9 protein-coding genes and 1 CRISPR repeat array are annotated in these 12,755 nt (G+C 70.8%); of the genes, 4 read left to right on the top strand and 5 right to left on the bottom strand.

Going from position 1 to position 12,755, the window contains the following annotated elements; genetic code table 11:
- Nucleotides 1–91 precede the first annotated feature (91 nt).
- On the top strand, nt 92–1,213 hold the full coding sequence (locus tag ABE505_RS07815; protein WP_346443673.1) for a PLP-dependent cysteine synthase family protein: 1,122 nt from the start codon (nt 92–94) through the stop codon (nt 1,211–1,213).
- A 73-nt stretch (nt 1,214–1,286) separates the two neighbouring features.
- On the opposite strand, the gene ABE505_RS07810 is transcribed toward ABE505_RS07815, so the two are convergent.
- A complete protein-coding gene (locus ABE505_RS07810; RefSeq protein ID WP_346443674.1) occupies nt 1,287–1,820 on the bottom strand; it encodes a hypothetical protein in 534 nt (177 codons plus the stop codon).
- Between the two features lie 257 nt (nt 1,821–2,077).
- On the opposite strand from ABE505_RS07810, the gene ABE505_RS07805 reads away from it, so the two are divergent.
- On the top strand, nt 2,078–4,999 hold the full coding sequence (locus ABE505_RS07805; protein ID WP_346443675.1) for a TonB-dependent receptor: 2,922 nt from the start codon (nt 2,078–2,080) through the stop codon (nt 4,997–4,999).
- Here the strand turns inward: ABE505_RS07805 and ABE505_RS07800 are convergent.
- Entirely contained in the window at nt 4,972–6,219 is a 1,248-nt protein-coding gene (locus ABE505_RS07800; protein WP_346443676.1) for an acyltransferase family protein, read from the bottom strand. The genes ABE505_RS07805 and ABE505_RS07800 overlap by 28 nt on opposite strands.
- Nucleotides 6,220–6,371: 152 nt before the next feature.
- On the opposite strand from ABE505_RS07800, the gene ABE505_RS07795 reads away from it, so the two are divergent.
- Entirely contained in the window at nt 6,372–7,247 is an 876-nt protein-coding gene (locus ABE505_RS07795; protein ID WP_346443677.1) for a LytTR family DNA-binding domain-containing protein, read from the top strand.
- Between the two features lie 42 nt (nt 7,248–7,289).
- On the opposite strand, the gene ABE505_RS07790 is transcribed toward ABE505_RS07795, so the two are convergent.
- From ABE505_RS07790 to ABE505_RS07780, 3 genes are all read right to left on the bottom strand, one after another.
- The gene (locus ABE505_RS07790; protein WP_346443678.1) at nt 7,290–7,751 is read right to left on the bottom strand and encodes a bacteriohemerythrin; all 462 of its coding nucleotides are present in this window, start codon (nt 7,749–7,751) and stop codon (nt 7,290–7,292) included.
- A gap of 127 nt (nt 7,752–7,878) precedes the next feature.
- A complete protein-coding gene (locus ABE505_RS07785) occupies nt 7,879–10,227 on the bottom strand; it encodes a Tex family protein (protein WP_346443680.1) in 2,349 nt (782 codons plus the stop codon).
- Nucleotides 10,228–10,330: 103 nt separating this feature from the next.
- Entirely contained in the window at nt 10,331–10,678 is a 348-nt protein-coding gene (locus tag ABE505_RS07780) for a DUF2007 domain-containing protein (protein ID WP_346443681.1), read from the bottom strand.
- 74 nt (nt 10,679–10,752) lie between these two features.
- Here ABE505_RS07780 and ABE505_RS07775 point away from each other — a divergent pair, with 74 nt between their 5' ends.
- On the top strand, nt 10,753–12,057 hold the full coding sequence (locus tag ABE505_RS07775; protein WP_346443682.1) for a sialidase family protein: 1,305 nt from the start codon (nt 10,753–10,755) through the stop codon (nt 12,055–12,057).
- Nucleotides 12,058–12,183: 126 nt separating this feature from the next.
- Nucleotides 12,184–12,743: a CRISPR direct-repeat array (repeat unit 31 nt; unit sequence GTTGCAATCCACGCGCCCGTGAGGGCGCGAC).
- Nucleotides 12,744–12,755: the final 12 nt, after the last annotated feature.

Here is a 12,755-nt window from a genome sequence, read left to right as displayed (position 1 = left end):
GCCGGTGGCATTCGCCGCCGGCCCGGCCAGGGCTTAAGCTGTCCTCGCGCCGCCGCGACGCGCGGCGTCCCGATGTTCCTTCGAGTGCCCCATGCCCAACCGCGACTGGGTGGCGCAGGCCATCCGCAAGATCGAGGCCGATTTCAACCGCTCGGCCGACACCCACCTGATTCCGCTGGCGTTGCCGGGCTTTCCCGGCATCGAGGTGTACTTCAAGGACGAGTCCAGCCATCCGACCGGCAGCCTGAAGCACCGGCTGGCGCGTTCGCTGTTCCTCTACGCGCTGGCCAACGGCTGGCTGCGTGCGGGCAGCACGGTGGTCGAGGCCTCCAGTGGGTCGACCGCGGTGTCGGAGGCCTACTTCGCGCGGCTACTGGGCCTGCCATTCGTCGCGGTGATGCCGGCCTCGACGTCGCCGGAGAAGATCGCCGCGATCGAGTTCCAGGGCGGGCGCTGCCATCTGGTCAAGAACGCCTGCGACATCGCCGCGGCCTCGATGCAGCTGGCGCGCGAATGCGGCGGGCACTTCATGGACCAGTTCACCTATGCCGAGCGCGCGACCGACTGGCGGGCCAACAACAACATCGCCGAGTCGATCTTCAAGCAGATGGCGCAGGAAGTGCACCCGGTGCCGGCGTGGATTGTGTGCAGCGCCGGCACCGGCGGCACCAGCGCGACGATCGGGCGCTATGCGCGCTACCGCGGTTTCGACACCCGGGTGCTGTGCGCCGATCCCGAGCATTCGGCGTTCTTCGACCACTACGCGCGCAGCCTGCGCCGCGAGCCGGCGCCCGATGACCTCGCGCCGACCCCGCCCTCGCGCATCGAAGGCATCGGCCGGCCGCGCGCCGAGCCCAGCTTCATTCCCGGCTGCGTCGATGCGATGGTCCGCGTTCCCGATGCCCTGAGCCTGGCGGGCATGCGCTACGTCAACGCGCGCTTGGGCCGGCGCGTCGGCGGCTCGACCGGCACCAACTTCGTCGGTGTGCTGCGGGTCGCGCAGACCATGCGCGCGGCCGGCCGCAGCGGCGCGATCGTCACCATCCTGTGCGATGGCGGCGAGCGCTACGCGCACAGCTACTACAGCGCCGACTGGATCGCCGCGCAGGGCTTCGACATGGACGCGGCCGATGCCGCGATCCGGGCCAGCGCCGACACCGGCGCCGAGTTGCCGTCGCTCGTCGACGCGGTCCGCGATCAGGCGGGCGGCTAGCCCCGACGCACGCGCAAGCCAACGGGCGGGCGCCGTGACCGGGCGCCGTATGCGGCGCCCGGCGCCTGCAACGTCAGTCCTGGATGGCGACGATGCCAACCTGCGGATGGGCGCAGGCGGCGTCAGCGCAGACACTGCCGATCCATACCTGGCCGTTGCCCAGCATCACACCCTGCGCGTTCACGAATAGGGCGTCGAACGTCTGTGCGACAACGGCCCGAGCGATATCGGCCGTGATGATGCGGTCGTACTCGCGCTCGAACGCGGCTGCATCGGCGATCTCGCGTTCCTGGCCCGCCACCTTCACGCGCAGCGGGTAGATCGGCAGTGCGGCCACGGCCTTGGCGTCGTGAGCGGCCACGCCCTTCTGCAGGGCAGTGAACACGGTTTCGTAGGGCGCGGCATCGCCCAGCACCTGGCCGATGCGCTGGCGTGCATCGCCCGTCGATTCGCCGACGGGGGGGGCCGGTGCGGCCTCGGGCACTGGGGCCGGTGCAGAGGCGTCGGACGACGGACGCGCGTCGGCAGTGGCGGAGGCCGGCGACGGAGCCGGCTGCGAACAGGCCGCCAACAGGGCGGTGGACAGCAGGAGCAAGGGCAGGCGCATGGGACAGGCTCGCGGGTGGACGGGTCCCCAGCCTAGCGGGCGCTGCGTCAGCCTCGCATGCAGGCCCGCACGCACCCGCGTTGCGGACCGAACACCCTGCAGCCAGGCCTGCGCGCGTCGAGAGTGGCGATCCGTTGCCCGCGGCGCCGGCCTGCGGTGGAGTCAACCTGGGGCTGACCCCAGGTGCGGCCAGGTTAAAGATTCGTTACAACGAATCTGCCGGCAGGAGGCCGGTGCCCCCCGCTACAGGAGCCCGCATGATGCCGATCCGCCGCCACCGACTGGCCGCAGCCGTCTCGTCGTCCCTGCTCGTCGTTCTTCCGCTCGCCGCTGCCGCCCAGCAGATCCCGGCCCCCGCGCCGCAGGCGCGCACGCTCGACACTGTGCAGGTCACCGGCACCCGCATCCGCAAGGCGGAGATGGAGACCGCGGTCCCGGTCCAGGTACTCACCCGCGAGGACATCCAGCGCAGCGGGTTCACCTCCGTCGCCGACATCGTGCAGACCCTCACTGCCAGCGGCGCCGCGCTCAACACCAAGTTCAATTCCAGCGGCAACTTCGGTTTTCCGCCCGATGGCGGCGGCGTCGGCGCCGGCGCCGCGACGGTCGACCTGCGGCACCTGGGCGCCAAGCGCGTGCTGGTGCTGGTCGACGGCATCCGCTGGGTCAACGAGTCCTCGGCCTCGGGCGTCGGCTCGGCCGTCGACCTCAACACCATTCCGCTGTCGCTGATCGAGCGCATCGAAGTGCTCGAGGACGGCGCGTCGTCGATCTACGGCTCCGATGCGATCGCCGGTGTGGTCAACATCATCACCCGTCGCGATGCCGACGGCGGCAGCCTTGACCTGCACTACGGCGAGTACGACGACCTCGGCGGTGCGACCTGGGGCGCGGATCTGGGCTGGGGCGGGCACAGCGAGCGCGCCCAGTGGTTCTTCGGCGCCTCGTACTACAAGCAGCGGCAGATCGCCTCGACCAAGTTCGACAACGCCAGCGTTCCGGTGCCGGGCACGGGGCTGGCCAACGGCAGCTCGGCCACGCCAGGCGGACGCTTCGTCTTCGCGCCTGCGGACGGCAACAACACCTACGGCGGCCTCTGCCCTTTGAGCACTGATGAGGCCGGTGCGCCGATCCCCGGGTCGGCGACCTGCGACATCACCTTGCCAAATGGTGCGAGCTTTCCGGGTGGCACCACGATCGACGACTTCATCCAGTTCGGCACGGACAACCGCTACAACTTCGCGCCCAGCAACCTGCTGCTGACCCCGTCGGAGCGCAAGTCGGTGTTCGGCCAGGTGCGCTTCGAGTTCAGCCCGCAGCTGTCGGCCTATACCCGCGTGCTGTACAACACGCGCACCTCGGCCAACCAGGCTGCGCCCGAGCCGTTCTTCCTCGGTACCGATGCCGGCGTCTACAACCCCTGGGCCGAGCAGCGGCTGACAATCTCCGCGCGCAATCCCTACAACCCCTTCGGCTTCGACCTGACCACGGAGGGCGACGACCCGAACCTGTTCCTGCTCGGCCGCCGTCCGGTCGAGGGCGGACCGCGCCGCTACACCCAGGACGTCAAGACCTGGTACGCCGCCGCCGGGCTCGAGGGCCTGCTGGGCGTCGGCGATCGCACCTGGAACTGGGATGTCAACCTTGTCCGCAGCCAGAGCCGCGCCGAGCAGGTCAACGTCGGCAGCTACAACGTGCGTCGCATCAACGAAGCGTTGGGCGACCCCGACGCGTGCGCGGCGATCACCGGCTGCGTGCCGCTGAACGTGTTCGGTGGCCCGGGCACGATCACCCAGGAGATGCTCGCCTTCATCCAGCCGGTGGTGCGCGATGCCAGCCGCAACACGCTGACCCTGGCCTCGGCCAACATCACCGGCGATCTCGCGCGGCTGCCGGCCGGCGCGCTGTCGTTCGCGGCGGGCCTGGAGCATCGCCGCTACGAGGGCAGCTACACCCCCGACCCGATCACGATCGCCGGCGAGTACAACGGCGTGCCCTCGGGCGCGACCTCGGGCGACTACGACGTCAACGAGGCCTATGCCGAGTTCAACGTGCCGCTGCTGCGCGACTCGTGGCTGGGCGACAGCCTCGATCTGAGTATCGCCGGACGGTATTCGGACTACTCGACCTTCGGCGGCGAGACCACCGGCAAGGTCGGCTTGCGCTGGCAGCCGGCCGACGAGTTCCTGCTGCGCATGAGCTATGCCGAGGGCTTCCGTGCGCCGTCGATCGGCGAGCTCTACGGCACGCTCAGCCGTTTCGACGCGACCCTCGTCGATCCCTGTTCGGGCGCCGCCTCGTCGTCGCCGGTCTGCGCCGCCGACGGCGTGCCGGCAGGCTACGAGCAGACCAACTCGCAGATCTCGGTGGTGACCTCGGGCAATGCCGAGCTCGAGCCCGAGCACAGCCGCAGCCTGATGGTCGGCGCGGTCTGGAGCCCATCGTTCGCCGACGGCGTGGCGTGGTCGGACCGCCTGGACCTGGGCGTGACGTTCTACCGCCATCACATCGACGGCGCGATCCAGGCTCCGGACGCCCAGGCGATCCTCGAACGCTGCATCGCCACCCGCGATCCGCTGGCCTGCGCCTCGTACGACCGCAGCGAGCGCGGGCAGATCATCCGCTTCGACGACATCCTGGCCAACCTCGGCACGATCAAGACCGACGGCTGGGATTTCACCGCCGGCTGGACGCTGCCCGAGCACGACTGGGGCCGCCTGCGCTTCGATGCGAAGGCGACCTGGGTCGGCCGCTACGAACTGGTCAACGAGTCGGGCCAGGCCGAGCCGCGGCGGCCCGGCGTCGAGGTCAACAACAGCGCGATCCCCGAGTGGACCGGCACCCTGGTCACCGACTGGACGCGTGGGCCGTGGTCGCTGGCCTGGACCATGCGCTACATCGACCGGCTGGTCGAGTCGTGCGGCGGTGCGATCGGCTTTGCGATCTGCCCCGACAGCGCCAACGACCGCAACGCGCTCGGCGCGACGACCTACCACGACCTGCAGTTGTCCTGGCGCAGCACCGCCTGGCTCGAGGGCACACGGGTGAGCGTCGGCGTCAACAATCTCACCGGCAAGACGCCGCCGGTGTGCCTGAGCTGCAGCCTCAACGGCTACGATGCCTCGACCTACGACCTGCCCGGCCGTTTCGTCTACGCGCGGCTGGGCGTGGACTTCTGACCCGTGACGGGAGGGGCGGCCCCAGGCGCGCGCCGCCCCTCGCCTCCCGCCAGCCCGAACAGCGGGCGCAGCCAGCGCACGCGCCGGATCAGCAGCTCGTGGATGAGCACGCAGCCGGCCGCGGTGATCGCCAGCACCCCCAGCGGTTCCCATAGCGGACCCAGGCCCAGCGGGATCAGCCAGTACGCGGCCAGCACGATCAGGCTCTGGTGCAGGATGTACCAGGGATACACCGCCTCGCTGGCATAGGCCAGGCCCGGCCACGGCCGGTTGAGCGCATGGGCGCCCCAGGCCAGCAGCGCGAGCAGAGCGGTCCACCAGTAGATCGCCAGCGCCACGATCGACACGCCCTGCCAGCCGGCCTCGGGCATCAGCGCGAGGAACGGCGCGCGCGATAGCGCGCCGGCGTCGATCAGATGGCCCACCGCCCGCAGGCCCACGTTGATCCCGCCAGCGGACAGGGCCAGTCCGAGCCACGACCAACGTCCCGCTCGCAGCCGGGCCCACACCACGTCGCTGTCGGCGATCAGGACACCGACGACGAAGGCGACGAAGTAGCGCGCGTGGTTGAACCAGTCGTCGATGAGCGCGTGCGTCGATGGGAAGTGCGGTTCGATCGTCAGCAGCGAGACCAGGTACCAGGCCGGCGGCAGCAGCCACAGCAGCCAGCGCCCACGCGTGGTCAGCCAGTCGCGCAGCCGGCCGCCGCGAAGCCGCCCCAGCAACGGCCGCATGGCGAGCACCGCCAGCGTGTACGCCCACAGGTAGGGCAGGTACCACAGGTGGTTCCAGGTGAAGCCGTACTCGGCGCCGGTGAACGTGCCGGCCGGCCAGGGCCGGAACTGCAGGTAGCGCAGCAGGAAGGCGCCGTAGCCGGGGTCGATCGTGCCCAGCATCCGCGCCTCGCAGTAGGCCTGGACCGGCACGATCGCGACGATGCCGAAGGCCAGCGGCAGCAGCAGGCGCCAGCTGCGGCGCGCCGCCAGCGCACCGGGCGCGCGCCGGGCCAGCACCAGGCCGAGCGCCAGCCCCGAGATCAAGAACAGCAGCGACATGCGCCAGCGGTTGATCGCGACCATCGGCCACTCGACCCAGGCCAGCAGGGTCGGGCTCTTGATGTGGAAGCCCCAGTCGACCACGTAGACCATGCCCACGTGGTAGAGGATCAACAGGCCGAAGGCGATCACCCGCAGGGCGTCGATGTCGTGGCGTCGGGACATGGGAGCTGCCCATGGGAAGGGAGCGCCATCGTCGGCCCCAGGGCCCGTCCACCGGCGCGGCAAGGGCCGAGACGACCGCCCCCGGGGACGAACGGACGGCCCCGCGGGGCGGCGCGGCCCGCGGCCGCGAGCCGGCTGCCTACAATGCCGCGATGTCCTCACGCCCGTCCGATGCGCCGTCCGCGGCCGAACGCTATCTGGCCATTCGCCGCCCGCTCGAGGTCGGCTACTGGCTGGTCACCTGCCTGTTGTCGGCGGTGGGCAACAGCGCGACCGTCTGGATCGACGTGCAGCGCGCGGGCCTTGGGAGCGCGCAATGGGAAGTGGTGAGCTGGGAGGCGGGCAGTGCGCTGGCACTGCTGGCGCTGGTTCCGGCCACGGTCTGGTTCACCGCGCGCTGGCCGGTGCACCTGGACACCTGGTGGCGGCGACTGCCGCTGTACGCGCTGGCGAGCGTGGTCTGGTCGCTGCTGCACGTGGGCCTGATGGTCGGCATCCGCAAGGCGGTCTATGCGCTACACGGCGCCCGCTACAGCTTCGACGATGCCTATCTCTACGAATACCTCAAGGACGTGCGCACGTTCCTGGGCATCGTGGTGTTGTTGCACGGTTACCGGCTGCTGCTCAGGCGCCTGCAGGGCGAGGCCTCGCTGCTCGCCGCGCCCGACGACGGCGCAGCGCCCGTGGAACCAGTGGAGCGGCCCGAGCGTTTCCTGGTGCGCAAGCTCGGTCGCGAGTTCCTGGTCGCCGCCGACGACATCGAATGGGTGCAGGCCGCGGGCAACTACGCCAACCTGCACGTGCGCGGCAAGGTGTATCCCTTGCGCAGCACCCTGGCCGACCTGCAGGCCCGACTCGATCCGGCGCGCTTCGTGCGCGTGCACCGCAGCCATCTGGTGAACGTCGCGCGCATCGCCTCGATCGAGCCGCTCGACAGCGGCGATGCGCGGCTCCATCTCGACGACGGCACCGTGGTGCCGTGCAGCCGGCGCTGCCGCGAGGCGCTGCGCGCGTCGACCGGCGGCTGATCCACCGCTGCGGCGCGTGCGCGGGCGCCGTGCCGGTCTGCTTCAGCGGAAGAAGCGCAGCAGGGTGCGACGCAGCCAGCCGCCGTTCTCGTGCGTCCTGGCGAAGCCGTTGAGATGCTGCTTGACGGTCGGTGAGTAGGCCTTGTCGTCGCTGCGGATGTGGTTGAACAGCCAGCGCACGAGCATTGCGCGCAATTCGTCGAGCATGTCCTCGCCGGCCTGGAAGCGCAGCCGATACTCCTGGACGCGGCGCGCAAACAGTTCGTGGACACGGCGATGGGCGGCGCAGAACGCATAGCCCGCTTCTTCCATCAGCGCCTCTTCGAACGCGAAGTGCGACAGCGTGTAGTCGACCAGCTCGTCGAGCACCTCGCTGACGGCTTCGCGCGAGTGCCCGTGCCGCGCGAGTTCGAGCTGGTTGATCATGTCGACGATCCGCCGGTGCTGGCCATCGATGACATCGATGCCCGTGTCCAGTTCGGCCCGCCATACCACTACCGACATCGTCCTCGCCCCGCCATCCGTCTGGTTGCAGGGCATCTTGGGCGGCGATCCGGGGGCCGGCCTTGATCGGACGCAATGACGCCGCGCGTTCGGCGTGCTTGTCCAGCACGCGGCGGCACAGGTGCGATCAGCTGCGGCGCGCGCGTGCGAAGGCGTCGGCGAGCGCGTTGTTGGCCGGCGGCGCACTCGGCTTGGGCGCACCGCCACCCGGGCGGCCGCCGCGGCCGGGCCCGCGCGGATCGCGCGTTGCTGCGTCGCGCTGGCCGCGTGCCTCGCGCGGTGCAGGCGTATCGTCCAGGCGCCGGGTCAGTGCGATGCGCTTGCGCGCCACGTCGACCTCCAGCACTTTGACCTTGACGATGTCGCCGGCCTTGACCACGTCGCGCGGGTCCTTGACGAAGGTGTCCGACAGCGCCGAGATGTGCACCAGCCCGTCCTGGTGCACGCCGATGTCGACGAACGCGCCGAACGCGGCAACGTTGCTGACCACGCCTTCGAGGATCATGCCTTCGCGCAGGTCCTTGATGTCTTCCACGCCCTCGGCGAACTGCGCGGCCTTGAACTCCGGACGCGGGTCGCGACCGGGCTTTTCCAGCTCCTTGAGGATGTCGCGCACCGTGGGCTCACCGAAGCGCGCATCGGTGAACTGCGCCGGCTTGAGCCCGCGCACGAAGCTGCCGTCGCCGATCAGCGAGGCGATCGGGCGGCCGGTGGCCGCGACGATGCGCTCGACCACCGGATAAGCCTCGGGGTGCACCGACGAGGCGTCAAGCGGCTCGTCGCCGTCGGCGATGCGCAAGAAACCCGCGCATTGCTCGAACGTCTTCTCGCCCAGGCGCGGGACCTTGAGCAGGTCGCGGCGGCGCTTGAACGGCCCGTTGGCGTCGCGATGCACGACGATATTCTCCGCGACCCCGGCCGACAGCCCCGACACGCGCGCCAGCAGTGCGCTGGACGCGGTGTTGACGAACACGCCGACCGCGTTGACGCAGTCCTCGACCTTGGCATCGAGCGCACGCGCCAGCCGGTACTGATCGACATCGTGCTGGTACTGGCCCACGCCGATCGCCTTGGGCTCGATCTTCACCAGTTCGGCGAGCGGGTCCTGCAGGCGCCGCGCGATCGACACCGCGCCGCGCAGCGACACGTCGAGCTGCGGGAACTCCCGCGCGGCGGTCTCGGAGGCCGAGTACACCGACGCGCCGGCCTCGCTGACGACGATCTTCTGCAGTTTGAGTTCCGGCGCGCGCTTGATCAGATCGGCGACCAGGCGGTCGGTCTCGCGCGAGGCGGTGCCGTTGCCGATCGCGACCAGTTGCACGCCGTGCCGCGTGCACAGCGCCTGCAGCACGTGCAGCGACTGGTCCCACTGCCGGCGCGGCTCGTGCGGGTAGATCGTCTCGGTCGCGACCAGCTTGCCGGTCGCATCGACCACCGCGATCTTGCAGCCGGTGCGGATGCCCGGGTCGAGCCCGAGCACGGTCTTGGGGCCGGCCGGTGCGGCCAGCAGCAGGTCCTTGAGGTTGTCGCCGAAGACCTCGATCGCCTGGCCCTCGGCTTTCTCGCGCGCCTTGCCCAGCAGGTCGATCATCAGATGCAGGTGGATCTTCGCGCGCCAGGCCAGCCGGCAGGCATTGCGCAGCCAGGCGTCGGCCGGGCGGCCGCGCTCGGCGATGCCGGCATGCAGCGCGATGCGGCCCTCGGCGTACGCGTTGCCCTGCTCGGCGTCATTGCCCGGGTCGAGCTCGAGCGTCAGGAACTCCTCGCGCCGGCCGCGCAGCAGCGCCAACAGGCGGTGCGAGGGAATCTTCGCCAGCGGCTCGGCATGGTCGAAGTAGTCGCGGAACTTTTCGCCAGCCGTTTCCTTGCCCTCGACGACCTTCGCCCGGATCACACCGTTGGCGTCGAGCCAGTCGCGCAGCTCGCCGATCAGCGCTGCGTCCTCGCCCCAGCGCTCGATCAGGATCGCGCGCGCGCCTTCGAGCGCGGCCTTGACGTCGGCCACGCCCTTGTCGGCATCGACGAAGCCGGCAGCGACGTCCTCGGGCACCTGCGTCGGGTCGGCCAGCAGGCCGTCGGCGAGCGGCTCGAGCCCGGCCTCGCGGGCGATCTGCGCGCGCGTGCGGCGCTTGGGCTTGTAGGGCAGGTACAGGTCCTCGAGGCGCGCCTTGCTGTCGGCCGCCTCGATGTCCCCGCGCAGCTCGGGCGTGAGCTTGCCCTGCTCGTCGATGCTCGCCAGGATCGCGGCGCGCCGCTCTTCGAGCTCGCGCAGGTAGCCCAGGCGGACCTCGAGGTTGCGCAGTTGGGTGTCGTCCAGGCCGCCGGTGACCTCTTTGCGGTAGCGCGCGATGAACGGCACGGTCGCGCCTTCATCGAGCAGCGCGATCGCACTGATCGCCTGGGCGGGCTGGGCGCCGATCTCGGCGGCGATGGTCTCGGCGATCCTGCGGGAAAGAGCGGCGTCGGGCTGGTACATCGGGTCCGAAAGCTGTCGCGGCAGCGGTGCCGCGGGCGGATTGTGGCCCCCAGGTCGCGGCAGCGGAACCCGTTGACAAGGCCGCCGTGCGCAGGTTGGGCCGCTATCGGCGGCGGCGCCAGGGCAGCGGCAGCTGGAACACCACCAGCGCGACCCAGGCCAGACGGCTCGACCAGCTCTCGCGATCGACCGGCACCGGCGCCTGCGCCGAAGTGCCCTCGTCCGGCAGCGTATACGCGCCGGCATCGAGCTCGGCGATGATCGCGCGGGCCCGCGCCAGCTCGGCATCGGGCACGTGCACCTTGACCCCGCCGATCGCCAGCCGCCACTCCCAGTTCGCCAGCGCCATGTGCGCGTCGCCGACAAAGGCGTCGATGCCTTCGGCTTGCAGACGGCCGCAGACGAGCTGCGCTTCGAGCGGATCGGTGTAGCGGGCGACGATGACGGTCATCGGACGGCGACGGCGGCGAACACGGCCAAAGAGTACCCTTGCGCACTGAACACGTTCTCACGCTGAGGCCGCGCATGTCCCGTCCGCTCCGCGCTCCGCGCATCGTCCTTCCCAGCCTGCTCGCGCTCGCGTTCGCCGGATGCGGCGGCCAGGAGGCAGCCCCGGCCGCACCCGCCGCCAACACGCCGGTCGATGCGCCGAGCCAGCGCGTGGACTGGCCGTTGCCGGCCACAGGGCCAGGCTCGAGCGCGCCCGACCTCGTCGCCGGCCCCGACGGCCTGCTGGTGCTGAGCTGGATCAACTCGCGGCAGGGACGCCGTCATGCGTTCCAGTACTCGCGCTTCGATCCCGTGGCGCAGCGCTGGCGCAATGCGCCGACCACGATCGCGATCGGCAACCGCATGTTCGTCAACTGGGCCGACACCCCGCACGTGCTGCCGACACCCGACGGCGCGCTGTGGGCGCACTGGCTGCAGAAGCGCGGCGATGCGCCCTACGCCTACGACGTGGTGCTCGCACGCTCGCGCGATGGCGGCGCCAACTGGAGCGCGCCGATCCCCGCCCACGACGATGGCACCGCCACCGAGCACGGCTTCGTGTCGATGTGGGCGCAGGGCGGCGGCCTCGGCCTGGCCTGGCTCGACGGCCGCAACACCGGCGGTGGCCATGCCGACGACGCCGGCGGCGACCATGAGGCGCATGCGGGTGCGCCGATGACCCTGCGCGCGGCGGTGTTCGACGCCAACCTGCAACGCACGGTCGAGCACGAGATCGATGCCCGCGTCTGCGATTGCTGCCAGACCGCGGCTGCGGTCACCGGGCGCGGTCCGGTCGTCGTCTATCGCGGCCGCACCGAGGCCGAGGTCCGCGACGTCATGCTGACGCGCCTGGAGAACGGCGCCTGGCGCCCACCCGCGCGCGTGCACGCCGACGACTGGACGATGCCCGCCTGCCCGGTCAACGGGCCGTCGGTGGCGGCGCAGGCCGATGCGGTGCTGGTGGGCTGGTACACCGCCGCCGGCGATACGCCGCGCGTGCAGCTGGCGCGCAGCGTCGATGCCGGTGATGCGTTCGCCGAACCGGTGGTGCTCGACAGCGGCCCGGCGGTACAGGGGCGCGTGGCCGTCGCGCTCGACGACGCGCAGGCCTGGGCGGTGTGGCTGCGCGAGGATGAGGCCGACGGCCAGTCGCTGTGGCTCTCGCGGCGCAGCCCGGACCTTTCGACCGAATACGAGCGCATCGAACTCGCCCGCCTGCAGGGGCGTGGCCGTGCGACCGGTTTCCCGCAGTTGCAGGTGCTCGGTGGGCAGGCCTATGTGGTCTGGACCGACGTCATCGACGGCGCGCCGCAACTGCAGGGCGCGCGGCTCGTGCGCTGACGTGCAGGCGGCGACGATCCACCAAAGCACCTTCCCCGCGCGCGCGGGAGATCGGCGCGCATAGCGCCGGCCGGTGCGAGGCACCGCCGCGAGCGTACCTGCGATCGCGGCGGGGGCGACAAACGGGCTGCAATCCACGTGCCCGTAAAGGCACGCACCGGCGCGGCACTCACCGAAGTGAATCTCGCGCTGGTTGCAATCCACGCGTCCGCGAGGGCGCGACCAGCCCACCGAAACGCTGACGCCGCTGGAAACCAAGTTGCAAACCACGGGCCCACGAGGGCGCGACGCTCGTGGCAGTTCCTCATCGACCCGCCGATCATGTTGCAATCCACGCGTCCGTGAGGGCGCGACGACCGCGGCGAGCAAAGCGAGCGACTGCCGATCACGTTGAAATCCACACGCCCGTGAGGGCGCGACCGCTGGCCGTCGACCTCGGAGGTTGTCACCAGGAAGTTGCAATCCACGCGCCCGTGAGGGCGCGACGCGAACGCATCCGCTCGATCACCTGGGCATGACCATGTTGCAATCCACGCGCCCGTGAGGGCGCGACCGGCGCGCGTGATGCTGCTGGCCATCGCCGGGCAGGTTGCAATCCACGCGCCCGTGAGGGCGCGACGCCAAACAACCAGCCGACGGTGGCCGGGCCGTGAGCGTTGCAATCCACGCGCCCGTGTGGGCGCGACTCTACGCACGCC

Origin of the sequence: Luteimonas sp. TWI382 (assembly GCF_039674545.1) — a bacterium.
Taxonomy (GTDB): domain Bacteria; phylum Pseudomonadota; class Gammaproteobacteria; order Xanthomonadales; family Xanthomonadaceae; genus Luteimonas.
The sequence above is the reverse complement of the archived record's forward strand: the minus strand, read 5'-3'. Positions and strand labels throughout refer to the sequence as shown.

Coding starts and splice junctions, on each gene's coding strand:
- ABE505_RS07815 (WP_346443673.1), top strand. CDS start 92: ATGCCCAACCGCGACTGGGTGGCGCAGGCCATCCGCAAGATCGAGGCC.
- ABE505_RS07810 (WP_346443674.1), bottom strand. CDS start 1,820: ATGCGCCTGCCCTTGCTCCTGCTGTCCACCGCCCTGTTGGCGGCCTGT.
- ABE505_RS07805 (WP_346443675.1), top strand. CDS start 2,078: ATGATGCCGATCCGCCGCCACCGACTGGCCGCAGCCGTCTCGTCGTCC.
- ABE505_RS07800 (WP_346443676.1), bottom strand. CDS start 6,219: ATGTCCCGACGCCACGACATCGACGCCCTGCGGGTGATCGCCTTCGGC.
- ABE505_RS07795 (WP_346443677.1), top strand. CDS start 6,372: ATGTCCTCACGCCCGTCCGATGCGCCGTCCGCGGCCGAACGCTATCTG.
- ABE505_RS07790 (WP_346443678.1), bottom strand. CDS start 7,751: ATGTCGGTAGTGGTATGGCGGGCCGAACTGGACACGGGCATCGATGTC.
- ABE505_RS07785 (WP_346443680.1), bottom strand. CDS start 10,227: ATGTACCAGCCCGACGCCGCTCTTTCCCGCAGGATCGCCGAGACCATC.
- ABE505_RS07780 (WP_346443681.1), bottom strand. CDS start 10,678: ATGACCGTCATCGTCGCCCGCTACACCGATCCGCTCGAAGCGCAGCTC.
- ABE505_RS07775 (WP_346443682.1), top strand. CDS start 10,753: ATGTCCCGTCCGCTCCGCGCTCCGCGCATCGTCCTTCCCAGCCTGCTC.